Source organism: Streptomyces sp. CoH27 (assembly GCF_020181035.1).
GTDB lineage: Bacteria > Actinomycetota > Actinomycetes > Streptomycetales > Streptomycetaceae > Streptomyces > Streptomyces camelliae.
In genome coordinates this window covers 320,356-345,896 of record NZ_JAIQYY010000005.1, presented here as the reverse complement: position 1 = coordinate 345,896, position 25,541 = coordinate 320,356, and the positions used below count along the sequence as shown (strand labels likewise).

Below are 25,541 nucleotides of genomic sequence, written 5' to 3'. Positions count from 1 at the left end.
TGAGGGTGGGGCTCGGGAGCGCGCTATCGCCTCCGGCGGATCGTGGTGCGTGTGTGTCTCGTCCGCTCCCGGCGGTGCATAGGGAACCCCGACGAAAACCGCCGCGTCAATGGGTGTTCACCTACGGAATCCGCAGCCAAAAAGCGATCAACAACGGATTCCCGCACCAACCGTCCACATTCTCGGGCCGTTGCGGCCGTACGAGAATCGCAGCGCCCCGGCCCAAAAAAACAGGGCCGTCCGCATAGCGGACGGCCCTGTCAGGCCCTGTCGGTCGCTCAGTGGTTGCGCGGGAAGCCCAGGTCCACGCCCGCCGGGGCGTCGGCCGGGTCGGGCCAGCGGGTGGTGACGACCTTGCCGCGGGTGTAGAAGTGCGTGCCGTCGTTGCCGTAGATGTGGTGATCGCCGAAGAGCGAGTCCTTCCAGCCGCCGAAGGAGTGGTAGCCCACCGGCACCGGGATCGGCACGTTCACGCCGACCATGCCGGCCTCGACCTCCAGCTGGAAGCGGCGGGCCGCGCCGCCGTCCCGGGTGAAGATCGCGGTGCCGTTGCCGAACGGCGAGGCGTTGATGAGGGCCAGACCCTCCTCGTACGTCTCCGCGCGCAGCACGCACAGCACCGGGCCGAAGATCTCGTCCTGGTAGGCCTTGGCGCTGGTCGGCACCTTGTCGAGCAGCGAGATGCCGATCCAGTGGCCGTCCTCGAAGCCCTCGACCGTGTACCCGGTGCCGTCGAGCACGACCTCGGCGCCTTCCGCCGCCGCGCCCGTCACGTAGGACGCCACCTTGTCGCGGTGGGCGGCCGTGATCAGCGGGCCCATCTCGGACGTCGGGTCGTTGCCGGGACCGATCTTGATCTTCTCGGCGCGCTCGCGGATCTTCTCCACCAGCGTGTCGCCGATCGAGCCGACCGCGACGACGGCCGAGATGGCCATGCAGCGCTCGCCCGCGGAGCCGTAGGCCGCCGAGACCGCCGCGTCGGCGGCCGCGTCCAGGTCGGCGTCCGGCAGGACCAGCATGTGGTTCTTGGCGCCGCCCAGGGCCTGGACGCGCTTGTGGTTGGCGGCGGCGGTGGTGTGGATGTAGCGGGCGATCGGGGTCGAGCCGACGAAGGACACGGCCTTGACGTCCGGGTGCTCCAGCAGCCGGTCGACGGCCACCTTGTCGCCGTGCACGACGTTGAAGACGCCGTCCGGCAGGCCGGCCTCGGCCAGCAGCTCGGCGAGCTTGATCGACGCCGACGGGTCCTTCTCGCTCGGCTTCAGCACGAAGGTGTTGCCGGTCGCGATGGCGATCGGGAACATCCACATCGGGACCATCGCCGGGAAGTTGAACGGCGTGATGCCCGCGACGACACCGAGCGGCTGGCGGATGGAGGAGACGTCCACCCGGCTGGCGACCTGCGTGGACAGCTCGCCCTTGAGCTGCACGTTGATGCCGCAGGCCAGGTCCACGATCTCCAGACCGCGCGCGACCTCACCGAGCGCGTCGGAGTGCACCTTGCCGTGCTCGGCGGTGATCAGCTCCGCGATGGCGTCCCGGTTGGCGTCCAGCAGCGCGCGGAACTTGAAGAGGATGTTCGTGCGCTGGGCCAGCGAGGACTCGCCCCAGGTGACGAAGGCCTCCTTGGCCGCCGCCACCGCCGCGTCCACCTCGTCGACCGAGGCGAACGCGACCTTCGTGGTGACCGCACCGGTCGCCGGGTCGGTGACCGGCCCGTACGTGCCCGACGCGCCTTCGACGGTCTTGCCGCCGATCCAGTGGTTGACGATCTTCGTCATGACCAGAGACTCCTTACTCACAGATGGCGGCGTCGGGTCGAGACGTGCCGTTCGTACAGCTCACGTGCCTTGACCGCCGACGGTCGCGTCGCGGTCTCGGCCACAGGAACATCCCACCAGGCCTGCGCCGGAGGCGCGCCCGACACAGTGTCGGACGTTTCGGTCTCCACGTAGACACATGTGGGAGTGTCGGCGGCCCGCGCCTCGGCGAGTGCCTCGCGCAGGTCCCGTACGGTCTTCGCGCGCAGCACCCGCATGCCCAGGCTGGCCGCGTTGGCGGCGAGGTCGAGGGGCAGCGGGGCACCCGTGAGCGTCCCGTCGTCCGTCGGGAAGCGGTAGGCCGTGCCGAAGCGCTCGCCGCCCACCGACTCCGACAGCCCGCCGATGGACGCGTACCCGTGGTTCTGCACCAGCAGGATCTTGATCGCGATGCCCTCCTGCACGGCCGTCACGATCTCCGTCGGCATCATCAGATACGTGCCGTCGCCGACCAGCGCCCACACGTTGCGCTCCGGCGCGGCGAGCTTCACGCCGATCGCGGCCGGGATCTCGTAGCCCATGCAGGAGTAGCCGTACTCCAGGTGGTACTGGTCGTACGAGCGGGCCCGCCACAGCTTGTGCAGGTCGCCGGGGAGCGAGCCGGCCGCGTTGATGATGATGTCGGACTCGTCGGCCAGGGCGTCCAGGGCGCCGAGGACCTGCGGCTGGGTCGGCCGTACGTCCGGTTCGTCGGCCTCGTAGCAGGCGTCGACGCGCTGCTCCCAGCGCTCCTTGTCCTCGGTGTACTCGGTGACGTAGGAGTCCTGGACCCGGTGGCCGTGCATCTGGAGGGCCTCGGTCAGCTCGCCCAGACCGCTGCGGGCGTCCGCGATCAGCGGCAGCGCGCCCAGCTTGTGGCCGTCGAAGGGGGCGATGTTGAGGTTCAGGAAGCGGACGTCCGGGTTCGCGAAGAGGGTGCCGGAGGCGGTGGTGAAGTCGGTGTAGCGGGTGCCGACGCCGATCACCAGGTCGGCGGTGCGGGCCAGTTCGTCGGCGGTCGCGGTGCCGGTGTGGCCGACCCCGCCCACGTCCTGCGGGTGGTCCCAGCGCAGCGAGCCCTTGCCGGCCTGGGTGGAGGCGACCGGGATCCGGGTGACCGACGCGAACTCCGCGAGGGCCTCCTCGGCGCGGCTGTGGTGGACCCCGCCGCCCGCGACGACGAGGGGCCGCTTCGCCGCGCGGATCGCCCGGACCGCCTCGGCCAGTTCGACGGGGTCCGCGCCCGGCCGGCGTACGGTCCACACGCGCTCGGCGAAGAACTCCTCCGGCCAGTCGTACGCCTCGGCCTGCACGTCCTGGGGCAGCGCGAGGGTGACGGCGCCGGTCTCGACCGGGTCGGTGAGGACCCGCATGGCCTGGATCGCGGACGGGATCAGCTGCTCGGGGCGGGTGATCCGGTCGAAGTACTTCGACACCGGGCGCAGCGTGTCGTTGACCGAGACGTCGCCCGCGTACGGCACCTCCAGCTGCTGGAGCACCGGGTCGGCGGGGCGGGTCGCGAAGACGTCGCCGGGCAGCAGCAGGACCGGGAGGTGGTTGATGGTGGCGAGGGCCGCGCCGGTGACGAGGTTGGTCGCGCCGGGGCCGATCGACGTCGTCACCGCGTGCGTGGACAGCCGGTTCGCCTGGCGGGCGTAACCGACGGCCGCGTGCACCATGGACTGCTCGTTGCGGCCCTGGTGGTACGGCATCGTCTCGGCGTACTCGATGAGCGCCTGGCCGAGGCCGGCGACATTGCCGTGCCCGAAGATGCCCCAGGTCGCGCCGATCAGCCGGCGGCGCTCGCCGTCCCGCTCGGTGTACTGGGCGGCGAGGAAGCGGACGAGTGCCTGGGCGACGGTCAGCCGGGTCGTCGTCATCGGTACCCCCCTGTGGTGTCGGTGTGGTCCGGGTGGAAGCAGATCCGCCACTCGCGGGTGGCGCCCGGGCCCGCCATGACGTTCAGGTAGTACATGTCGTGGCCGGGCTGGGCGATCGACGGGCCGTGCCAGCCGTCGGGGACGAGGACGGCGTCGCCGGAGCGGACCTCGGCGAGGACGTCGGAGCCGCCCTCGCGCGAGGGGGACACGCGCTGATAGCCGAGACCGTTCGGGCCGTCGATCTCGAAGTAGTAGATCTCCTCCAGCTCGGACTCCTCGCCCGGCCGGTGCTCGTCGTGCTTGTGCGGCGGGTACGAGGACCAGTTGCCGCCGGGGGTGATCACCTCGACGGCGATCAGCTTGTCGCAGTCGAACGAGTCGGCGGAGGCGAAGTTGCGCACCTGGCGGGCGCAGGTGCCGCTGCCGCGCTGCTCGACGGGGACCTCCGGCGCGGGACCGTAGCGGGCGGGGAGTCGTCGCTCGCACTTCGCTCCTGCCAGGGCGAAGCGGCCTCCCGCGCCGGAGGCGATCTGGACCCGGGCGTCCCGGGGAACGTACGCGAAGTCGGAGACTGCCGCGAACACGCTCTCCCGACCCAGGAGTTGGAACTCTTCTTCCTCGGTGTGGACGGTACATCCGCCTTCCAGCGGAAGCACGATCCACTCACTGTCACCGGTGGTGAACATATGCGTGCCACCAGGCGTCAACTCGACGACACGCAAGCTGCTGTGTGTCCAGCCGGCCACCTTGGGACCGATGTCGACGGCGTACTGGGCGTTCCGGGTCGCGCCCTTGGCCAGATGCAGATCGGTGCTGGTCATGCGGCCCTCACAGCAGTCCTACGGCGGTGTCCACAGCGGCGGCCACATCGCCGTCCGCCGGGTACAGCAGCGAGCGGCCGACCACCAGGCCGCGCACGGTGGGGAGTTGGAGCGCGCCGCGCCACTTCTCGTAGGCGGCGACCTGGTCCTCGGGCGAATCGCCGATGTCACCGCCGAGCAGCACGGCCGGCAGGGTCGACGTCTCCATGACCTGGGCCATGTCGTCGGGGTCGTCGGTGACGGGCACCTTCAGCCAGGTGTAGGCGGAGGAGCCGCCGAGGCCGGAGGCGATGGCGATGGACCGGGTGACCGCCTCGGCGCTCAGGTCGTTCTTCACCTTCCCCTCGGGGGTGCGGCGGCTGATGAACGGCTCGACGAAGACCGGCAGCCGGCGCGCCGCCATGGCGTCGATGGCGCGGGCGGTGGACTCCAGGGTGGTCAGCGAACCGGGGTCGTCGTAGTCGATCCGCAGCAGCAGCTTGCCCGCGTCGAAGCCGAGCCGCTCGATGTCCTCGGGCCGGTGGCCGGTGAAGCGGTCGTCCAGCTCGAAGCTGGCGCCCTGGAGTCCGCCCCGGTTCATCGAGCCCATGACCACCTTGTGGTCGAGGGCGCCGAGCAGCAGCAGGTCGTCCAGGATGTCGGCGGTGGCGAGGACGCCGTCGACGCCGGGGCGGGACAGCGCCAGGCAGAGCCGTTCCAGCAGGTCGGCGCGGTTGGCCATGGCGAGCTTGCGGTCGCCGACGCCGAGCGCGCCCCGGGCGGGGTGGTCGGCGGCGACGATCATCAGCTTGCCGCTCTCGTTGAGCAGCGGCCTGCGGGCCCGGCGGGTGGCGGCCTCGGTGATCGCCTCGGGGTGGTGGGTGCGGATGCGGACGAGCTCGGCGACATCGACCCGCGGCTGCCGTCCGGCGTCCCCGCCCTCGGTGTGGGTGCCCGTGACACGGCCGGCCCTCACAGCACCGCTCCGGCGTCCAGGGCGGCGGCCACCTCGTCCGGGGTGGGCATCGCGGAGGAGCACTCCAGCCGGGAGGCGACGATGGCGCCGGCCGCGTTGGCGTGACGCATGATCGTCTCCAGGTCCCAGCCTTCGAGGAGGCCGTGGCACAGGGAACCGCCGAAGGCGTCCCCGGCGCCGAGCCCGTTGAGGACGGTGACCGGCAGGGGCGGCACCTCGGCCGAGTCGCCGGAAGCGCTTACCGCGAGGACGCCCTTGGGTCCCTGCTTGACGACGGCGATCTCGACCCCGGCGTCCAGCAGCGCGCGTGCGGCCGCATGCGGCTCGCGCACCCCGGTCGCGACCTCCACCTCGTCCAGGTTGCCGACGGCGACGGTGGTGTGCCGCAGGGCCTCGGCGTAGAAGGGGCGGGCCTGGTCGGGGTCGGACCAGAACATGGGGCGCCAGTCGAGGTCGAAGACCGTCGCAGCGGACTTGGCGCGGTGGGCGAGGGCGGCGAGGGTCGCCGTACGGCTCGGCTCCTCGCTCAGGCCGGTGCCGGTGACCCAGAAGATGCGGGCGTCGCGGATCGCGTCGAGATCGAGCTCGTGGGCGTCGATCTCCAGGTCGGGCGCCTTGGGCTGCCGGTAGAAGTAGAGCGGGAAGTCGTCCGGCGGGAAGACCTCGCAGAAGGTGACCGGGGTCGGCAGGCCCGGGACCGGGGTGACCCAGCGGTCGTCGACGCCGAAACCGCGCAGCGCCTCGTGCAGATAGGCGCCGAACGGGTCGTCGCCGGTGCGGGTGATCACGGCGGTGCGCCGGCCGAGCCGGGCCGCGGCGACCGCGACGTTCGTGGCCGACCCGCCGAGGAACTTGCCGAAGGACGACACCTGGGCGAGCGGGACACCGGTTTGCAGTGGATACAGGTCCACTCCGATCCGCCCCATGGTGATCAGGTCGTAGGCCATCGGCTTCCCTTCGTCACGGCTCTCCACGGCTTTGTAGTCCCGCACGCCGAGCCCTGTCAATGTTTTGTCCAGACATTCGGACCAGCTCTTGACACCGCTTTCCACGCACCCGCACGCTGACGGCCATGACGTCGTTGTCACCCTCCTCCTCACTCTCCCGTATCCGGATCGGATCGGCGCCCGACTCCTGGGGCGTGTGGTTCCCCGACGACCCGCAGCAAGTTCCCTGGCAGCGCTTCCTCGACGAGGTGGCGGACTCCGGCTACGAGTGGATCGAGCTGGGCCCCTACGGCTATCTGCCGACCGACCCGGCCGTACTCGCCGAGGAGACCGCCCGGCGCGGCCTGAAGGTGTCGGCCGGCACGGTCTTCACCGGCCTGCACCACGGGGACGCGGTCTGGGACAAGACCTGGGCACACGTGTCGGACATCGCCGCGCTGACCCAGGCGATGGGCGCCCGGCACCTGGTCGTCATCCCCTCCTTCTGGCGGGACGACAAGACCGGCGAGGTGCTGGAGCCCGACACGCTGACGGCCGGGCAGTGGCGGAACCTGACCTCGCTGACCGAGCGGCTCGGCCGGGAGGTGCGCGAGCGCTACGGCCTGACGATCGTCGTCCACCCGCACGCCGACACGCACATCGACAGCGAGGAGAACGTCACACGCTTCCTCGACGGCACGGATTCCGGCCTGGTGTCCCTGTGCCTGGACACCGGGCACTACGCGTACTGCGGCGGGGACAGCGTGAAGCTCATCGAGACCTACGGCGAGCGCATCGGCTATCTGCACCTCAAGCAGGTGGACCCGGAGATCCTGGCGGACGTGCGGGCCAAGGGCACGCCGTTCGGGCCTGCCGTGGCACAGGGCGTGATGTGCGAACCGCCCAGTGGAGTACCGGAGTTGGGGCCGGTGCTGCAAGCGGCCCAGCGGCTGGACGCCGACCTGTTCGCGATCGTCGAGCAGGACATGTACCCGTGCGAGCCGGACACTCCGCTGCCGATCGCCAGGCGAACCAGGGCGTTTCTGCGGTCCTGCGGGGCGTAAGGGCCGCTTTGCGGTAGCTGTGTCACAAACGCACCGCCTGTGTCACATGTGTCTCGTGTACGCGGGTTGTGCGTCACACCCGGTCGACAAGCACTGTCCCCTGCTCACTCCGCGTCGTTCACCGGACGCAGGCTGGTGATCGCCAGCGCAGCGCCCGGCTCCCCCGACGGCCGTCCCAGGCCGCCGCCGTGGCGTGCGCAGGGAGGTGCAACTCATGACCGACCGCAGGCTCTGGTCCTACAAAGAGATCGCGGCGCACATCAACGTGCAGCCCGACACCGTACGGTCCTACCGCAAGCACGGGCTGCTGCCCGCGCCCGACCATGTGGAGGGCGGCAAGCCCTACTGGTACGCCGACACCGTCCGCGCCTGGGTCGCCTCCCGGCCGGGCAACCGCGGCCGCAGAGAGTGAAACCCCTCAGCTCCACGGCTCGATGACGGTGACCCCGGCACCCGGTGCCGTCCCCATCGCCGCGAGGGCGGCCGGTGCCGCGGCCAGCGGGATCGTGGACGTCACCAGCAGGTCGGGCCGCAGCACCCCGGAGCGGACCAGGCGGAGCATCTCGGGGTAGGCGTGGGCGGCCATGCCGTGACTGCCGAGCAGTTCCAGCTCCAGGGCGATGGCGCGGGCCAGCGGGACGGGGGTGGTGCCGTCGGCCGAGGGCAGCAGGCCGACCTGGACGTGCCGGCCCCGGCGGCGCAGGCCGTTCACCGAGGCCGCGCAGGTGGCCGGGGAGCCGAGTGCGTCGAGGGAGAGGTGCGCCCCGCCGCCGGTCAGCTCGCGGACCGCGGCGGCCGTATCGGCCGCACCGGTCGCGTCCACGCACTCCGCCGCCCCGAACTTCCGCGCCAGATCGAGGGCTTGGGGTGCTACATCGACGGCGACCACCCGCGCCCCCGAGGCCGCCGCGACCATCACCGCCGACAGTCCGACCCCGCCGCAGCCGTGCACCGCGACCCACTCCCCCGCCGCCACCCGGCCCTGCTGCACCACCGCACGGAAGGCGGTGGCGAAGCGGCAGCCGAGGGCGGCGGCGGTGGCGTACGCCATGTCGTCCGGGATCGCGACCAGGTTGACGTCGGCGTGGTCCAGCGCGACGTACTCGGCGAAGGAGCCCCAGTGGTGGAAGCCCGGCTGGGTCTGGCGCTCGCACACCTGCTGGTCGCCCGCCGCGCACGCCGGGCAGGTGCCGCAGGCGCAGACGAACGGCACGGTGACCCGGTCGCCGGGCCGCGCGCGCCGCACCAGGGGCCCCACCGCCTCGACGACACCGGCAAGTTCGTGCCCCGGCACGTGCGGCAGCCTGATGTCGGGGTCGTGGCCGATCCAGCCGTGCCAGTCGCTGCGGCACAGGCCGGTCGCCTCGACCCGGACGACCACCCCGTGCGGGGCCGGGTGGGGGTCGGGCAGCTCACGTACCTCGGCGGGGGCGCCGTACCGCTCGAAGACGACCGCTCGCATGCGCGCTCCTTTCGGGGACCTCCGCGAAGACTAGGCGCTCCGCGCGAAGTGCCGCGATGGGCCGTCGATCGTCTGCGGGCCCGTCGTAGCTGGTCGCGCCCCGCGGCGGAGCCGCCGTCGAACACAGCCCCGCGCCCCTTCGGGGGCGCTGCCGAACCGCAGCCGACTTCGCCAGGACCGCTCAGAGGCTCCGGAGTACGCCCGGACGGCCGCAGGTGACCCCAGGGAGTCACCCGGACTGCGGCAACTGGAACATATGCCTAGAGTGCGGATAAATCAGCGCGGATACATCGCCCAGCAGCAGTCGAGGGGACGCCCGTGACCCACTCCCCGCCGCCCGGCACGCCCAAGGCCCGCATCCCCGGCCCGCAGCAGCCTCCGCCGCCGTATCCCCGCATCCGCGCGGGGCTGTGGCGGCGCTGTCTGGGCGGCGGGCTCGCCCTGTGGGCGCTGACGGCCTGGGTGACGTACGAGACGCGCGACAGCACGCTGCTGCCGACGCTGATCCTGCTCGGCAGCTTTCTGGCGCCGGTCGTCTTCGTGCTGTGGGCGTACGAGCGGCACGGCCGGGACCTGGGTGTCAGCGCGATCCTCGGCTGTTTCCTGACCGGCGGCACGCTCGGGGTGCTCGGTGCCTCGCTGGTGGAGTCGTATCTGCCGCATCCTTCTCTCGGGATGTTCCTCGGCGTCGGCCTGATCGAGGAGGCGGCCAAGCTCGCCGCGCTGGTGTTCGTGCTGCGGAGCCAGCCCGGTGTCCGCGGCACGCGCGCGGGGCTGGTGCTCGGCGCGGCCGTCGGCTTCGGCTTCGCCGCCCTGGAGAGCGCCGGGTACGCCTTCGACGCGGCCGTCTCCTCCGAGGGCGCCGACCTGCGCGCGCTGCTGGAGACGGAGATCCTGCGCGGGGTCCTGGCGCCCTTCGGGCACGGCCTGTGGACCGCGATCGCCGGCGCCGCCCTGCTGTCCCGGCGCCGGCTGACCGGCCGCTTCCGCGTCACCGCCCCCGTCGTCGGCACCTGCCTCGGCGTCGCCCTGCTGCACACCCTGTGGGACTCGACGCACGGCCTCGCGGTCTGGGCCACGGCCCGGCTGACCGGGGCCGGTCTGGACCGGCTGCTGTCCGCACAGCAGTACCTCGCCCGGCCCAGCGCCACGCAGGAGCATCTGTTCACCCTGTTCTCGGTCGGCGGGCTGGCCCTGGTGGCGCTGGCCGGGGTCGGCTGGGTGCGGTCGCTGGCACGCCAGGACTCCTCTTGGAGGAATACCCCCTAGGGGTATAGTGTTGGGAACATGAGGGGTTCTCCCGTGGCCCAGCGGCCCTCGCGGACCCCACTGGCCCCTACGCCTTGACGAGGAGTAACGACATGACCGCCCACACCGACACCTCCGGTTCCGTCACCACCGTCTACAAGGTGACCGGCATGAGCTGTGGCCACTGCGAGGGCGCCGTCTCCGGCGAGGTCTCCCAGATCCCCGGCGTCACCTCGGTGAAGGCCGTGGCGTCGAGCGGCGAGGTGACCGTCGTCTCCGGGGCCCCGCTGGACGACGAGGCCGTGCGCGCCGCTGTGGACGAGGCCGGCTTCGAGCTGGCCGGCCGGGCCTGAGCAACCCCCTCGATCCCCCGACCGGGCTGTGCCGACCAGCTGATACTGGCTCCGTGCAGTCCGGTCCGATGTCTGGAGTCCGGACATGACCAGCACCACCCGCACAGAGAAAGCCCCGGCGATAGGCGGGACCTCCTTTGAAGCCGACGAGGTCGAGCTGCTCATCGGCGGGATGACCTGCGCCTCCTGCGCCGCGCGCGTGGAGAAGAAGCTCAACCGGATGGACGGGGTCAGCGCCACCGTCAACTACGCCACCGAAAAGGCGAAGATCTCCTTCGGCACGGGCGTCCAGGTCGCCGACCTGATCGCCACCGTGGAGAAGACCGGCTACACCGCCGAGGAGCCCGCCCCGCCGCAGCCCGAGGCCACGACCGAAGAGACTCCCGGCTACGACTCCGAGCTCGGCGCCCTGCGCCGGCGGCTGCTGATATCCGCGCTGCTCGCGCTGCCCGTCGTCCTGCTCGCGATGATCCCGGCACTCCAGTTCGACAACTGGCAGTGGCTCTCGCTCACTCTCGCCTCGCCCGTCGTCGTCTGGGGCGGTCTGCCCTTCCATCAGGCCGCCTGGACCAACCTCCGGCACGGCGCCGCGACCATGGACACGCTGGTCTCGGTCGGCACGCTGGCCGCGTTCGGCTGGTCGCTGTGGGCCCTGTTCTTCGGCGACGCCGGCATGCCCGGCATGCACGACGAGTTCCGGCTCACCATCTCGCGGATGAACGGCGCCTCCACCATCTATCTGGAGGTCGCCTCCGGAGTGGTCGCGCTGATCCTGCTCGGCCGCTATCTGGAGGCCCGCTCCAAGCGGCGGGCGGGCGCGGCCCTGAAGGCCCTGATGGAGCTGGGCGCCAAGGACGTGGCGGTGCTCCGGGACGGCCGTGAGGTACGCGTCCCCGTGGCATCTCTGTCCGTCGGGGACCGGTTCGTCGTACGGCCCGGCGAGAAGATCGCCACCGACGGCACGGTGACCGAGGGCATCTCCGCGGTGGACGCGTCCATGCTGACCGGCGAGTCGGTGCCGGTGGACGTGGGACCGGGCGACCGGGTCACCGGGGCCACGGTCAACGCGGGCGGGCGACTGGTCGTCGAGGCGACCCGGGTCGGGGCCGACACCCAGCTCGCGCGCATGGCGAAGCTCGTGGAGGACGCACAGAACGGCAAGGCCGAGGTGCAGCGGCTCGCCGACCGTGTCTCCGCCGTGTTCGTACCCGTCGTCATCGGCATCGCGCTCGCCACGTTCGGCGGCTGGCTGGGCGTGACCGGGGACGCGGTCGCCGCGTTCACCGCCGCCGTCGCCGTCCTGATCATCGCCTGCCCCTGCGCGCTGGGCCTCGCCACGCCGACCGCGCTGATGGTCGGCACCGGCCGCGGCGCCCAGCTCGGCATCCTGATCAAGGGCCCCGAGGTGCTGGAGTCCACGCGCCGTGTCGACACGATCGTCCTCGACAAGACCGGCACCGTCACCACCGGCCGGATGACCCTCCAGGCGGTCTACGTCGCCGACGGCGAGGACGAGAAGGAGCTGCTGCGGCTCGCCGGCGCCCTGGAACACGCCTCCGAGCACCCGGTCGCCCGCGCGATCGCCGCCGGCGCCGAGGAGCGCGCCGGAGCACTGCCGGAGGTCGAGCACTTCGAGAACGTCCCCGGGCGGGGCGTACGCGGACGCGTGGACGGCCGTGAGGTGGCCGTGGGCCGCCTGTACGACGAGCTGCCGCAGGAGCTGGCGGGGGCGGCCCGCGAGGCCGAGGAGCAGGGCCGTACGGCCGTCGTGGCCGGCTGGGACGGGCGGGCGCGCGGGGTCCTCGCCGTCGCCGACGCGATCAAGGAGACCAGCGCGGCGGCCGTGGCCGAACTGCACGCCCTGGGTCTCACGCCGGTCCTGCTGACCGGGGACAACCGGACGGTCGCCGAGGCGGTCGCGAAGACGGTCGGCATCGACCCGGCGGACGTCTACGCCGACGTGCTCCCCGAGGACAAGGTGGACGTCGTACGGCGGCTGCGGGACGAGGGACACGCCGTGGCGATGGTCGGCGACGGCGTCAACGACGCGGCCGCGCTGGCCACCGCCGACCTGGGCCTGGCGATGGGTACCGGCACGGACGCGGCGATCGAGGCGAGCGATCTGACGCTGGTGCGCGGGGACCTGCGGGTGGCGGCGGACGCGATCCGGCTGTCCCGGCGGACGCTGGCCACCATCAAGGGCAACCTGGTGTGGGCCTTCGGCTACAACGTGGCCGCGCTGCCGCTGGCCGCCGCCGGGCTGCTCAACCCCATGATCGCGGGCGCGGCGATGGCGTTCTCCTCGGTCTTCGTGGTGACCAACAGCCTGCGGCTGCGCCGCTTCCGCTGAAGTCCCCAGAGGTTACCGGCGGTTCGCCCCAGCCGAAGTGAGACACCCTCTGGAGTCGGGCGCGCGCCTCACATAAGCTCTTCACAAGGCTCGCGCATCATCCTTACGCTTGGGCCCCGATCGCCGTATCGGGGCTCTTGCGCACCTAAGGGACATATGCAAGAGACGCAGATCACAGTGATGCGAACGTAACCATCGAAGGGGTTCGAAGGTCTAAGTTGGCGATGTCGGTTCGGCGTCTTGGGGGGCGTCAGCCGGCATCTGGGGATGTCTTGGGGGACTTCCTCAGAGATGCGTTGCCGGGGCACGTACACCGGGGAGCTTTGAGCGGCCCTCCCAGCGTGCGCTGTCCCGGCAGATCGCACCGCATCACTGGAGTGGGACGAGTTCTGCTCGTTCTGCTCGACAGACAGCGATTCAGGCGCTGTCCTCTCCGAGCGCCCGGCCGGATCCCGTGGGGGGAATCCGCACCGGGACATGGGAAGGCGCCCTGGTCGTCGGCCCGTGGGGGGACTGACGGCTCAGGGCGCCTTCTGCTTTTGCGTAAGCAGCGTCGGGCTACTGCACCCGCCTGAGGGGCGCGGGGAACTGCGCGACAAGCCACAACGAGCCGGCAGCCGCCCACGCACCTTCAGGGGCAGACTCTTGGGCGCACACCCGACCAAGAGCACCTGCTCCAGTGAGGGGACCAACGAATCCGGCCCCTCACCGGCAGGTGTCAGCGCTCCTCGACCGGAACGAAGTCGCGCTCGACCACGCCCGTGTAGATCTGGCGCGGGCGGCCGATGCGGGAGCCCGGCTCCTTGATCATCTCGGTCCACTGGGCGATCCAGCCCGGCAGGCGGCCCAGGGCGAACAGGACCGTGAACATCTCGGTCGGGAAGCCCATGGCCCGGTAGATCAGGCCGGTGTAGAAGTCGACGTTCGGGTAGAGGTTGCGCGAGACGAAGTAGTCGTCGGAGAGCGCGTGCTCCTCCAGCTTCAGCGCGATGTCCAGCAGCTCGTCGCTCTTGCCGAGCGCGGAGAGGACGTCGTGCGCGGCGGCCTTGATGATCTTGGCGCGCGGGTCGAAGCTCTTGTAGACCCGGTGGCCGAAGCCCATCAGACGGACGCCGTCCTCCTTGTTCTTCACCTTGGTGATGAAGGAGTCGACATCGCCGCCGTTGGCCTGGATGCCTTCCAGCATCTCCAGCACGGACTGGTTGGCACCGCCGTGCAGCGGACCCCACAGCGCGCTGATGCCGGCCGAGATCGAGGCGAACATGTTGGCCTGCGAGGAGCCGACCAGGCGGACCGTCGAGGTCGAACAGTTCTGCTCGTGGTCGGCGTGCAGGATCAGCAGCTTGTCCAGCGCGGAGACCACGACCGGGTCGAGGTCGTACTCCTGGGCCGGGACCGAGAAGGTCATGCGCAGGAAGTTCTCGACGTAGCCGAGGTCGTTGCGCGGGTAGACGAAGGGGTGGCCGATCGACTTCTTGTACGCGTACGCCGCGATCGTCGGGAGCTTCGCGAGCAGCCGGATCGTGGAGAGGTCGCGCTGCTTCTCGTCGAACGGGTTGTGGCTGTCCTGGTAGAAGGTGGACAGCGCCGAGACGACCGACGACAGCATGGCCATCGGGTGGGCGTCGCGCGGGAAGCCCTTGTAGAAGTTCTTGACGTCCTCGTGCAGCAGCGTGTGCCGCGTGATCTCGTTCTTGAACGTGGCCAGCTCGTCGACGGTGGGCAGCTCACCGTTGATCAGCAGGTACGCCACCTCCAGGAAGGTGGAGCGCTCGGCCAGCTGCTCGATGGGGTAGCCGCGGTAGCGGAGGATGCCCGCCTCGCCGTCGAGGTAGGTGACGGCGGATTTATAGGCGGCCGTATTGCCGTAGCCGCTGTCCAGAGTCACCAGACCGGTCTGGGCGCGGAGCTTCCCGATGTCGAAGCCCTTGTCACCGACGGTGCTGTCGACCACCGGGTAGGTGTACTCGCCGTCGCCGTACCGCAGTACTACAGAGTTGTCGCTCACGTCTTCCCTCACCGACGTAGTCCTCATCTTCGAGGTGCCCTGACTGTCTCTACCATCCCCCATTTGGCTCAGGAGAGTGCACTCGGGGTCGACCATTGGGCCCATTGGCGGCACTCAGTGCCGCCAACTTGCCCATCCTGCCCCCTGGAAGGGGCATCCGGAAGTGCTCTGTGACCTTCGTGACTCATTTGATCGATCATTTTTCGCGATGGGACTCGATGAGCCTGAAGTCCAGGGCCGTACACCGCCGTCCGGCAGACACCGTGCGCACCGCCTGCCCGATCGCCTTGCGTGAACCGACAAGGACGACCAGCTGTTTGGCCCGGGTCACGGCGGTGTACAGCAGGTTCCGCTGGAGCATCATCCATGCCCCGGTCGTGACGGGAATCACCACGGCGGGATATTCACTTCCCTGCGAGCGGTGAATGGTCACCGCGTACGCGTGCGCCAGTTCGTCCAGTTCGTCGAATTCGTACGGAACCTCCTCGTCCTCGTCCGTCAGCACCGTCAGCGTCTGGTCGACCGGATCGAGCGAGGTGACGACGCCCACGGTGCCGTTGAAGACGCCGTTCTCCCCTTTCTCATAATTGTTACGGATCTGGGTCACCTTGTCCCCGACACGGAAGACCCGCCCGCCGAACCGCTTCTCGGGCAGATCGGGCCGGCCGGGGGTGATGGCCTGCTGGAGCAGACCGTTGAGCACACCGGCCCCGGCAGGCCCCCGGTGCATCGGCGCGAGGACCTGGACATCCCGCCGCGGATCGAGCCCGAACTTGGCCGGAATCCGCCGCGCCGCCACGTCCACGGTGAGCCGCCCCGCCTCCTCCGTGTCGTCCTCGACGAAGAGGAAGAAGTCCTTGAGCCCGTCGGTGAGCGGATGCTGCCCCGCGTTGATGCGGTGCGCGTTGGTGACGACACCGGACTGCTGGGCCTGCCGGAACACGCGCGTGAGCCGTACGGCGGGGATGGGACTGCCGTCGGCCAGAAGATCCCGGAGGACTTCCCCCGCGCCGACGCTGGGAAGCTGGTCGACGTCCCCGACGAAGAGGAGATGCGCACCGGGCGGTACGGCTTTCACGAGCTTGTTGGCGAGGAGGAGGTCGAGCATGGAGGCCTCGTCGACCACGACCAGGTCGGCGTCCAGCGGCCGGTCCCGGTCATAGGCGGCGTCCCCGCCCGGCTTGAGCTCCAGCAGCCGGTGCACGGTGGAGGCCTCGGCACCGGTCAGCTCGGCCAGCCGCTTGGCGGCCCGCCCCGTCGGGGCGGCCAGCAGCACCTTGGCCCGCCTGGCCCGCGCCAGCTCCACGATCGACCGCACCGTGAAGGACTTGCCGCAGCCGGGCCCGCCGGTGAGCACGGCCACTTTGTGGCTGAGCGCCAGCTTCACGGCGGCCTCCTGCTCGGGCGCCAGGTCCGCACCGGTGCGCGTTTTCAGCCAGCCGAGGGCCTTGCCCCAGTCGACGTCCTGGAAGCCGGGCATGCGGTCCTGCTCGGTCCGCAGGAGACGGAGGAGCTGGGCGGAGAGGGAAATTTCGGCGCGGTGGAAGGGGACGAGGTAGACGGCCGTGACGGGTTCGTCCTTGTCACCTTCCGGCCCGGGTACTTTCTCCCGTACGACGCCGGGATCCGCTCCGTCCTCCTCCGGTGGGGCGGCCAGCTCGGCGAGGCACTCGATGACCAGCCCGGTGTCGACCTGGAGCAGCTTGACCGCGTCGGCGATGAGCCGCTCCTCGGGCAGGAAGCAGTTGCCCTGGTCGGCGGACTGGGACAGGGCGTACTGAAGGCCGGCTTTGACTCTCTCCGGGCTGTCGTGCGGGATGCCGACGGACTGGGCGATCTTGTCGGCGGTCAGGAAGCCGATGCCCCAGACGTCGGCGGCGAGTCGGTAGGGGTGATTCTTGACGATGGAGATCGACGCGTCGCCGTACTTCTTGTAGATCCGCACGGCGATGGAGGTCGACACCTCCACGGTCTGGAGGAAGAGCATGACCTCCTTGATCGCCTTCTGCTCCTCCCAGGCGTCGGCGATCTTCTTGGTCCGCTTGGGCCCGAGGCCGGGAACTTCGATGAGCCGCTTGGGCTCCTCCTCGATGATCCGGAGGGTGTCCAGCCCGAAGTGCTGGGTGATCCGGTCGGCGAAGACGGGGCCGATCCCTTTCACGAGCCCTGAGCCGAGGTAACGCCGGATGCCCTGGACGGTGGCGGGCAGGAGGGTCGTGTAGTTCTCGACGTGGAACTGCTTGCCGTACTGCGGGTGCGAGCCCCAGCGGCCCTCCATGCGCAGCGACTCCCCCACCTGGGCACCGAGCAGCGCGCCGACGACCGTGAGGAGATCGCCCGCGCCTCTGCCCGTGTCGACCCGGGCGACCGTGTAGCCGTTCTCCTCGTTGGCGTACGTGATGCGTTCCAGCACGCCTTCGAGCGTGGCGAGCCGTCGCTCTCCGGTCTGGGTCCCCGCCTGCTGAGCCATGATCCGACGGTACCGGTGGGGTATGACAGTGGGTTACCGGTCCGCCTTCTTCAGGGCTTCCAGGAAGGTGGTGAAGGTGGGGGTGGGGAAGGTGAGGGTGGCTCGGGTGGGGGTTTTGGAGTCGCGGAGGGATGTGTGGGTGGGGGTGGTGGATATTTCCACGCATTCGTTGCCGTCACCCGGGCCCGAGTAGGACGACTTCCGCCAGTTGTCCATGGGGTCCTATAGCTCCTTCGCCAAGCTGTGGATGAATTCACGCGACTGTCCGGGGTCGAGTGAAGCGGCCTCCACCTTACGGAAACTCGTTCGGTAGGTGTTGAGCTGAGCCTCTGAATCAATGAAGGCCGAGCCGTGCAGCGCGTCGCGGACCACGGTGTCCAGCTTGGGCAGAGGGCCGCCGACGTACGTCATCGTGCTGGAGGCACTGGCGAAGCCGTCCAGGTCGAAGGGGATGACGCGCACGGTGATGTGATCCGCCTCGGAGTGCTCCAGGAGCCGGGTGAGCTGGGCCCTTGAGGTGGCACGGTCGCTGACTCTGATCCGAAGTGCTGCCTCATGGATCACCGCTTCGTAGGGGATGGCGAACTCCTGGCGCGCCTTGCGGTGCTGGATACGCAACTCAAGTTCCTCGGCGGTCAGTTCCGGCAGCCTGGACGAGAAGACGGCACGCGAGTAGTCCTCGGTCTGGAGCAGGCCCGGTACGTACAGGATTGCCACGTGGCGGAGGAACCGGGCGTGGTGTTCCAGCTCGGACAGGTCCAGGAACGACGTGGGCAGCAAGCCCCGGTACTCCTCCCACCAGCCGTGTGTCCGGTCGGTGGCCATCGCCACCAGGGCGTCGATGAACTCCTCGTCGGTGCAGGCGTAGTGGGAGGCGAGGCGACGGAGTCGCTGCTCGCTCACGCCCGCGAGGGCGGACTCGATATGGGTGATCTGGGCGGGGGCCACGCCGAGGAGCGCCGCCGCCTGGCGGGAGTTGAGACCCGCAGCCTCACGGAGTCTGCGCAGTTCGGTTGCCAGTCGCATCTGACGTGCCGTTGGTTCGCGCCTCTTCACCATCGACTGGCTCTCCTCACACGCCTCTTGGCGCAACTCGTTCGGCGTCAGATTACGCGACCGGCTTGCCGCGTCCCTAGATTTAGATCTACCGTCGGTGACGCACCGCACACGCAGCGGAAGTGCACCGCGTATGCGGCGTTGCCACCCTGCGCCCAAAAATCCCTTCACCTCAACGGAGTTGATGACGCATGCCCGAAACCTGGGACTACACCCTCCAGATCCCCAAAGACTTGAGAGCGGTCACGGTGTGCCGCCGCACCCTTCGCCTGATCCTCACCCTGCACGGTCTGACCGGACTGGTGGACACCGCCGAACTCCTCGCCACGGAGCTGGTCTCCAACGCCGTACGGCACACCAAGGGGCCCGCCGCGCTCAGGGTCCGCCGGTCCCCGGAGGGCATGGTGTGGATCGGGGCCTGGGACACCGACCCGGTACCGCCCGACCCGCCGCGTGCGCTGGAGCAGGTGGCGGAGCTGGAGGAGGGGCGCGGGCTGGGGCTGGTCATGGCGTGTGCGGACCTCTGGGGGTGGCAGCCGGCGGCCCGGTTCGGCAGCAAGGGCAAGTTCGTGTGGTGCGAACTTGTGGCCGCCTAGCTCGTTGATCACGACGTCGTACGAGAGGAGAAGTGATGGTCAGCTCGTCCCATGAGGCGCTGCACCAGATCTTTCAGAAGGACCCGACACTGCTGACGAAAGCGTTACAGAAGGTCCTGCACGTGCCCTTCCCTGAACCGAGGGAGTTCGCCGCGCTGAACGTGGACCTCACGGAGATCGAACCGGTCGAGCGCCGCGTGGACACCCTGTTGCGGGCGGAGACGGACGAGGGCACGTACCTGCTGGTCGTGGAGTCGCAGGGGAAGGTGGACGACCGGAAGCGGGGCAGCTGGCCCTACTACCTCAGCTACCTGTACGAGAAGTACCGCTGCGAGCCCGTCCTCATCGTCATCACCCAGAGCAGCCGTACGGAACGCTGGGCCGCGCGTCCCATCCGGCTCGGTTTCCCGGGCTGGGAGTCGCTGACGGTACGGCCGCTCGTACTCGGCCCGGACAACGTCCCGGTGATCGCGGACGAGAAACAGGCCGAGCTGGACGTCCCCCTCGCGGTGCTCTCGGCCATGACACACGGGCGTGGCCCCCAGGCTCCGGCCATACTGGAGTCCCTGGCCGCCGCCCTGCGGACCATCGACCCCGACAGCGCCGCAGTCTTCGTGCAGTTCGTCGACTCATGCCTGACCGACCCCCAGGCGAAGCAGATGTGGAGGGATCTCATGACGGCAGTCCAGTACTTCTGGCGACACCCGCTGGCCGAGCAGGTGCGGGAGGAAGGCCGGGAACAGGGCCTGGAACAAGGTCTGGAGCAGGGGCGGGAAGAGGGTCGAGCCGAGGCCAAGGCGGAGATGGTGCTCCGGGTCCTGGAGTGGCGCGGTATCCCGGTGCCCGACTCTGTCCGCGAGTGCGTCAGCACCTGCACGGACCTCGGCCAACTGGAGGTCTGGGCCCAGCGAGCCGTACACGCCACGGACGCCGCGGAGCTGTTCGACACGGAGTGAGCAAGTGACCGTGGGGCCGCTCGCTTCCTCTCAGTGTCGTGCTTCCACGGTCCGCCTCAAGGGCGCTCCCGTTCCGCTGCGCTCCATTCCCGCGTCGGCTGCGCCGATGGCCCTGCGGGCCACCCTTGACCCGGCCCGTTCCAGCACGGGGAAGAAGCGAGCGAGCGGCCCGGAAGAGCGGTGGCCCCGGCCGGTACCGGGCCCTGAGGGAGACTGAGTAGTCGCCGTCGGTTTCGGAGGCGCGATCGCGTCTCGTCGGCACGCCGGGCCGTCTCAGCGGCTATCCCTGGTCATGCCGAAGGTCGAGGCAGGCTCAATCGAGTTCGCCTGGGCGGCAATTGGTAGATCTGGGCCACGGACTGGGGCGGCAGACGGTCGGGGCAGGTGGTGGATGAGGCTTCCTTACGCACACCGCCCCGCCACCCGCGCGCCCAAACTCTCCACTCACCGGGTGATCGCCGCTCAGCCCACACCCACCCGGCGCGCTGCCACTCCACAGGCGCGCGCCACTCCCGCCCCCACAACTCGCAAGCTGCTTCGCCCACCCGGCGTCCATGCGAGACGCGACCGCGCCCCCACAGCCAAGGCCACGAACGCAGCCGACTCAGGGGTCAACCCCGGTAAGGCGCCCACTGCTCCCCGGGCTGCCCGCTCGCTTCTCCCCCGTGCTGGAGCGAGGTGAGTCAAGGGTGGCCCGGAGGGCCATCGGCGTCAGCCGACGCGGGAGTGGAGCGAAGCGGAACGGGAGCGCCCTTGACGCAGCTCGCGGAGGCACGACACTCGCCGAGAAGCGGGCGGCCCCACGGCAACCTCGCAGCCGACGTCCACCCCCGCCGACCTCGCCACCTCACACCCCCACCCCGGTCACGATTAGGTTTCGGTCAACCTTCAACCTCTTGCATCCCGCCATGTAATCGATTCCAATCCTTCCTGCGGCACGGCATGGAATCGATTACACGACTCGATGGTTACACCGCTGTCCGTTCCACAGGGAGTCTCACGAGGAGGTGAGCGCGTTGGCGAGTATCAAGGATGTCGCCGCCTCGGCCGGGGTGTCCGTGGCCACGGTGTCGCGTGTCCTGAATGCGCATCCGTCGGTCAGTGCGGACGCACGCACGCGTGTGCTGGCCGCCGTAGAAGCGCTCGGGTATCGGCCGAACGCCGTCGCCCGGTCGCTGCGGACCGACCAGACGCACACCCTCGGGCTCGTCATCAGCGACGTGCTGAACCCCTACTTCACCGAGCTGGCCCGCTCCGTCGAGGAGGAGGCCAGGGCGCTGGGGTACAGCGTGATCATCGGGAACGCCGACGAGCGGCCCGAGATCCAGGATCATCACGTGCGGAATCTGCTCGACCGGCGGATCGACGGGCTGCTCATCTCCCCCACCGACGGCGGGTCGCCGCTCATGCTCGACGCCGCCCGCGCCGGGACGCCGATGGTGTTCGTGGACCGGTGGATCCCGGGCTTCGACGTGCCTGTCGTACGGGCTGACGGGCGGGCCGCCGTACGGGATCTGGTCGCGCATCTGCACTCCCTCGGGCAACGGCGGCTCGCGATCATCGCCGGGCCCGCCGCCACCACGACCGGCAGTGAGCGCGTCGAGGCCTTCCGGGCCGCGCTGGCCGAGTACGGGCTTGAGCTTCCCGACGCCTACATAGGCCAGGGCGATTTCCAGGCCGAGAGCGGGCGGCGGGTGACCGAGGGGTTCCTGGATCTTCCCGAGCCGCCGGACGTCGTCTTCGCCGCCGACAACCTCATGGCACTCGGCGCCCTGGACGCCGTACGCGCGCGTGGGCTGCGCGTTCCGGACGACATCGCGCTGGCCGCGTTCGACGACATCCCCTGGTTCGTGCACACCGATCCGCCCGTCACCGCGATCGCCCAACCGACCGGTGAGCTGGGGCGGGCCGCCGTACGGGCCCTCGTCGACCGGATCGAGGGGCGCACCCCCCGGTCCGTCACCCTGCCCGCCCGGCTCGTCGTACGCCGCTCGTGCGGTGAGCCGCCCACATCCCTGCCATCCCCCACGCAGTCCCCCTCCCCAGTGCAAAGGAGCACGTCGTGAGCAACCCGGACGAGTTGCTGCGCATCGAGGGCATACGCAAGACCTTCCCCGGCGTGGTCGCGCTCGACGGCGTCGACTTCGATCTGCGCCGGGGCGAGGTCCATGTGCTGCTCGGTGAGAACGGCGCCGGCAAGAGCACGCTCATCAAGATGCTCTCCGGGGCCTACACGCCCGATGACGGACGGATCCGCGTCGACGGTCAGGAAGTGCGGATCCATGGTGCGCAGGATGCCGAGCGGCTCGGCATCGCCACCATCTATCAGGAGTTCAACCTCGTTCCCGATCTCACCGTCGCCGAGAACATCTTCCTCGGGCGCCAGCCCCGGCGCTTCGGGATGATCGACCGGAAGCGGATGGAGGCCGACGCCGAGGCTCTGCTCGCGCGCGTGGGTGTCCATGTGTCGCCACGCGCGCGTGTGCGTGAACTCGGTATCGCCCGGCTCCAGATGGTCGAGATCGCCAAGGCGCTCAGCCTGGACGCGCGCGTGCTCATCATGGACGAGCCGACCGCCGTGCTCACCTCCGAGGAGGTGGAGAAGCTCTTCGGCATCGTGCGCCAGCTGCGCGAGGACGGGGTCGGGGTCGTCTTCATCACCCATCACCTCGAAGAGATCGCCGCCCTCGGGGACCGGGTGACCGTCATCCGGGACGGGCGCAGTGTCGGGCAGGTGCCCGCCTCCACGGCCGAGGACGAGCTCGTACGGCTCATGGTCGGGCGGTCCATCGAGCAGCAGTATCCGCGGCAGCGGCCCGAGCGGGGCTCGGCGTTGCTCAGCGTCGAGGGGCTCACCCGGGACGGGGTGTTCCACGACGTGAGTTTCGAGGTGCACGCCGGGGAGGTCGTCGGGATCGCCGGGCTCGTGGGAGCCGGGCGGACCGAGGTCGTGCGGGCCGTGTTCGGGGCCGACCCCTACGACGGCGGCGCCGTCACCGTCTCCGGCACGCGGCTCAAGCGGCATGACGTGAACGCCGCCATGGCCGCCGGAATCGGGCTCGTGCCCGAGGACCGCAAGGGGCAGGGGCTCGTGCTCGACGCCTCCGTCGAGGAGAACCTCGGGCTCGTCACCATGCGGGCCGCCACCCGGGCGGGGCTCGTCGACCGTAAGAGCCAGCACGTGGCCGCCGAGCGCATCGCCGGGCAGCTGGGCGTGCGGATGGCGGGCCTCGGGCAGCTTGTGCGGACCCTGTCCGGCGGCAACCAGCAGAAGGTCGTCATCGGCAAGTGGCTGCTGGCCGACACCAAGGTGCTGATCCTCGACGAGCCGACGCGTGGCATCGACGTCGGCGCCAAGGTCGAGATCTACCAGCTGATCAATGAACTGACCGCCGCCGGGGCCGCCGTACTCATGATCTCCAGCGATCTGCCGGAGGTGCTCGGCATGAGCGACCGGGTGCTGGTCATGGCCCAGGGCCGGATCGCCGGTGAGCTCACCGCCGACGAGGCCACCCAGGACGCGGTCATGTCCCTCGCCGTCTCCACCCCCAGCACCGAGAAGACCCAGAAGGAGGCCAGCCGTGGCCACTGACACACTCACGAGCACGAAGGGCGCGACTGGCGCCCCCGGAGGCCCCGGCGGCCTGCGCCGGCTGCTCCTCGACAACGGCGCGCTCACCGCGCTGATCGTCCTGGTCATCGCCCTGTCGGCGCTGTCCGGGGACTTCCTGACCACCGACAACCTGCTCAACATCGGTGTGCAGGCCGCTGTCACGGCGATCCTCGCGTTCGGTGTGACCTTCGTGATCGTCTCGGCGGGCATCGACCTGTCGGTCGGGTCGGTGGCCGCGCTGTCGGCGACCGTGCTGGCCTGGACTGCCACGCAGCACGGGGTGCCGGTGCCGGTCGCCGTCCTCCTCGGCCTCGGCACGGGTGTCGTGGCCGGGCTGGTGAACGGTTTCCTCATCGCCTACGGCAAGCTGCCGCCGTTCATCGCGACGCTGGCGATGCTGTCCGTGGGGCGTGGGCTCGCGCTCGTCATCTCGCAGGGTTCGCCGATCGCCTTCCCGGACTCGGTCTCGCACCTCGGTGACACGCTCGGCGGCTGGCTGCCGGTGCCCGTGCTGGTCATGGTGGTGATGGGGCTCGTCGCGGCCGTGGTCCTCGCACGGACGTACATCGGTCGTTCGATGTACGCCATCGGCGGCAACGAGGAGGCCGCCCGGCTCTCCGGTCTGCGGGTGTCGAAGCAGAAGCTCGCGATCTACGCCCTGTCCGGGCTGTTCGCGGCCGTCGCCGGCATCGTGCTGGCCTCCCGGCTGTCCTCGGCGCAGCCGCAGGCCGCCTCCGGCTACGAGCTGGACGCGATCGCGGCGGTCGTCATCGGCGGTGCCTCGCTCGCGGGCGGTACCGGCAAGGCGTCCGGCACGCTGATCGGCGCGCTGATCCTGGCGGTGCTCCGCAACGGCCTCAACCTGCTGTCGGTGTCGGCGTTCTGGCAGCAGGTCGTGATCGGTGTCGTCATCGCGCTGGCGGTGCTGCTGGACACCGTGCGCCGCAAGGCCGGGGCCACCCCGGTGACCACCGGCGGTGCTCCGGGCGGCAAGGGCAAGCAGGCGGCGACGTACGCGCTCGCGGCCGTCGTGACCGTGGCGGTCGTCGGCGCGACCTCCTTCCTGCACACCGGGTCGTCCTCGTCGGCGACCCCGCGCATGGGTCTGTCGCTGTCCACCCTGAACAACCCCTTCTTCGTGCAGATCCGGGCCGGTGCCCAGGCCGAGGCGAAGAAGCTGGGCGTGGACCTGACCGTCACCGACGCCCAGAACGACGCCTCGCAGCAGGCCAACCAGCTCCAGAACTTCACCAGTTCGGGGCTGGGTGCGATCATCGTCAACCCCGTCGACTCGGACGCGGCGAGCAACTCGGTGAAGGCCGCCGACAAGGCGAAGATCCCGGTCATCGCCGTCGACCGGGGTGTCAACAAGGCCGACCTGGATGCCCTGGTGGCGTCCGACAACGTGGCGGGCGGTGAGCTGGCGGCCAAGACGATCGCCGAGAAGCTCGGCGGCAAGGGCAAGATCGTGATCCTCCAGGGCCAGGCCGGTACGTCGGCGGCCCGCGAGCGGGCGGCCGGTTTCGCCCAGGGTCTGAAGGCCTACCCCGGTATCCAGGTGGTGGCCCAGCAGCCCGCCGACTTCGACCGCACCAAGGGCCTCGACGTGATGTCGAACCTGCTCCAGGCCCACCCGGACGTGCAGGGCGTGATCGCCGCCAATGACGAGATGGCGCTCGGCGCGATCAAGGCGCTCGGCTCCAAGGCCGGCACGTCGGTGCAGGTCGTCGGCTTCGACGGCACCCCGGACGGGCTGACCGCGGTGAAGGACGGCACGCTGTACGCGTCGGTCGCCCAGCAGCCGTCGCAGCTGGGAAGGATCGCCGTGGACAACGCGCTGAAGGCCGTGCAGGGCAAGAAGGTCGAGTCGACGGTGAAGGTGCCGGTGAAGGTGGTCACGAAGGACAACGTGGCCGGTTTCAGCGGCTGATGACGGACGGCTCGGGCGGGCGGTCGTACACCATGGGCACCTCGGGTGTTCCGG

The 25,541-nt window shown here is 70.1% G+C and carries 20 protein-coding genes; 10 read left to right on the top strand and 10 right to left on the bottom strand.

Annotated elements, in window-relative coordinates:
- Positions 1-278: 278 nt before the first annotated feature.
- The 5 genes from mmsA to iolC are packed head-to-tail and all read right to left on the bottom strand — an operon-like array spanning position 279 to position 6,402.
- Positions 279-1,781: a CoA-acylating methylmalonate-semialdehyde dehydrogenase gene (gene mmsA / locus LE548_RS10485; protein ID WP_225096403.1), complete on the bottom strand. Its 1,503-nt coding sequence runs from the start codon at positions 1,779-1,781 to the stop codon at positions 279-281.
- Between the two features lie 17 nt (positions 1,782-1,798).
- Positions 1,799-3,679 (bottom strand): 3D-(3,5/4)-trihydroxycyclohexane-1,2-dione acylhydrolase (decyclizing), encoded by a 1,881-nt coding sequence (iolD, locus tag LE548_RS10480; RefSeq protein WP_225096402.1) that lies wholly within the window; start codon positions 3,677-3,679, stop codon positions 1,799-1,801.
- Positions 3,676-4,500: a 5-deoxy-glucuronate isomerase gene (iolB, locus tag LE548_RS10475; RefSeq protein WP_225096401.1), complete on the bottom strand. Its 825-nt coding sequence runs from the start codon at positions 4,498-4,500 to the stop codon at positions 3,676-3,678. The genes iolD and iolB overlap by 4 nt, the downstream gene beginning before the upstream one ends.
- Positions 4,501-4,507: 7 nt before the next feature.
- Complete coding sequence (locus LE548_RS10470; protein WP_225096400.1) at positions 4,508-5,455, bottom strand: deoxyribose-phosphate aldolase; 948 nt, start codon at positions 5,453-5,455, stop codon at positions 4,508-4,510.
- Entirely contained in the window at positions 5,452-6,402 is a 951-nt protein-coding gene (gene iolC / locus LE548_RS10465; RefSeq protein WP_225096456.1) for a 5-dehydro-2-deoxygluconokinase, read from the bottom strand. Before iolC ends, LE548_RS10470 begins: the two co-directional genes overlap by 4 nt.
- 125 nt (positions 6,403-6,527) lie before the next feature.
- On the opposite strand from iolC, the gene LE548_RS10460 reads away from it, so the two are divergent.
- On the top strand, positions 6,528-7,445 hold the full coding sequence (locus LE548_RS10460) for a sugar phosphate isomerase/epimerase (RefSeq protein WP_225096399.1): 918 nt from the start codon (positions 6,528-6,530) through the stop codon (positions 7,443-7,445).
- A gap of 214 nt (positions 7,446-7,659) precedes the next feature.
- Complete coding sequence (locus tag LE548_RS10455) at positions 7,660-7,857, top strand: AlpA family transcriptional regulator (RefSeq protein WP_225096398.1); 198 nt, start codon at positions 7,660-7,662, stop codon at positions 7,855-7,857.
- Between the two features lie 6 nt (positions 7,858-7,863).
- Here the strand turns inward: LE548_RS10455 and LE548_RS10450 are convergent, their stop codons facing one another.
- Positions 7,864-8,907 carry a zinc-dependent alcohol dehydrogenase family protein gene (locus LE548_RS10450; RefSeq protein ID WP_225096397.1) on the bottom strand — a complete coding sequence of 348 codons (1,044 nt, stop codon included), beginning with the start codon at positions 8,905-8,907 and terminating at the stop codon, positions 7,864-7,866.
- 318 nt (positions 8,908-9,225) lie between these two features.
- Here LE548_RS10450 and LE548_RS10445 point away from each other — a divergent pair, with 318 nt between their 5' ends.
- The 3 genes from LE548_RS10445 (at position 9,226) to LE548_RS10435 (ending at position 12,858) form a co-directional block, all read left to right on the top strand.
- Complete coding sequence (locus LE548_RS10445; protein ID WP_225096396.1) at positions 9,226-10,176, top strand: PrsW family intramembrane metalloprotease; 951 nt, start codon at positions 9,226-9,228, stop codon at positions 10,174-10,176.
- A gap of 92 nt (positions 10,177-10,268) precedes the next feature.
- Positions 10,269-10,508, top strand: a complete 240-nt coding sequence (locus LE548_RS10440) for a heavy-metal-associated domain-containing protein (protein WP_225096395.1) — start codon at positions 10,269-10,271, stop codon at positions 10,506-10,508.
- A gap of 85 nt (positions 10,509-10,593) precedes the next feature.
- On the top strand, positions 10,594-12,858 hold the full coding sequence (locus LE548_RS10435) for a cation-translocating P-type ATPase (protein WP_225096394.1): 2,265 nt from the start codon (positions 10,594-10,596) through the stop codon (positions 12,856-12,858).
- A gap of 718 nt (positions 12,859-13,576) precedes the next feature.
- On the opposite strand, the gene LE548_RS10430 is transcribed toward LE548_RS10435, so the two are convergent.
- The 4 genes from LE548_RS10430 to LE548_RS10415 all read right to left on the bottom strand — a co-directional run bounded on the left by LE548_RS10430 (position 13,577) and on the right by LE548_RS10415 (position 18,395).
- On the bottom strand, positions 13,577-14,866 hold the full coding sequence (locus LE548_RS10430; protein ID WP_225096455.1) for a citrate synthase: 1,290 nt from the start codon (positions 14,864-14,866) through the stop codon (positions 13,577-13,579).
- Positions 14,867-15,062: 196 nt separating this feature from the next.
- Entirely contained in the window at positions 15,063-17,336 is a 2,274-nt protein-coding gene (locus tag LE548_RS10425) for an ATP-dependent RecD-like DNA helicase (RefSeq protein WP_225096393.1), read from the bottom strand.
- A gap of 33 nt (positions 17,337-17,369) precedes the next feature.
- A complete protein-coding gene (locus LE548_RS10420) occupies positions 17,370-17,552 on the bottom strand; it encodes a DUF397 domain-containing protein (RefSeq protein WP_225096392.1) in 183 nt (60 codons plus the stop codon).
- Between the two features lie 6 nt (positions 17,553-17,558).
- On the bottom strand, positions 17,559-18,395 hold the full coding sequence (locus LE548_RS10415; protein WP_225096391.1) for a helix-turn-helix transcriptional regulator: 837 nt from the start codon (positions 18,393-18,395) through the stop codon (positions 17,559-17,561).
- A gap of 188 nt (positions 18,396-18,583) precedes the next feature.
- Here LE548_RS10415 and LE548_RS10410 point away from each other — a divergent pair, with 188 nt between their 5' ends.
- From LE548_RS10410 to LE548_RS10390, 5 genes are all read left to right on the top strand, one after another.
- Positions 18,584-18,988 (top strand): ATP-binding protein, encoded by a 405-nt coding sequence (locus LE548_RS10410; protein WP_225096390.1) that lies wholly within the window; start codon positions 18,584-18,586, stop codon positions 18,986-18,988.
- A gap of 35 nt (positions 18,989-19,023) precedes the next feature.
- Positions 19,024-19,944 (top strand): hypothetical protein, encoded by a 921-nt coding sequence (locus tag LE548_RS10405; protein ID WP_225096389.1) that lies wholly within the window; start codon positions 19,024-19,026, stop codon positions 19,942-19,944.
- A 1,016-nt stretch (positions 19,945-20,960) separates the two neighbouring features.
- A complete protein-coding gene (locus tag LE548_RS10400) occupies positions 20,961-22,010 on the top strand; it encodes a LacI family DNA-binding transcriptional regulator (RefSeq protein ID WP_225096388.1) in 1,050 nt (349 codons plus the stop codon).
- Positions 22,007-23,536, top strand: a complete 1,530-nt coding sequence (locus LE548_RS10395) for a sugar ABC transporter ATP-binding protein (RefSeq protein ID WP_225096387.1) — start codon at positions 22,007-22,009, stop codon at positions 23,534-23,536. Before LE548_RS10400 ends, LE548_RS10395 begins: the two co-directional genes overlap by 4 nt.
- On the top strand, positions 23,526-25,487 hold the full coding sequence (locus LE548_RS10390) for a substrate-binding domain-containing protein (protein ID WP_225096386.1): 1,962 nt from the start codon (positions 23,526-23,528) through the stop codon (positions 25,485-25,487). Before LE548_RS10395 ends, LE548_RS10390 begins: the two co-directional genes overlap by 11 nt.
- Positions 25,488-25,541: the final 54 nt, after the last annotated feature.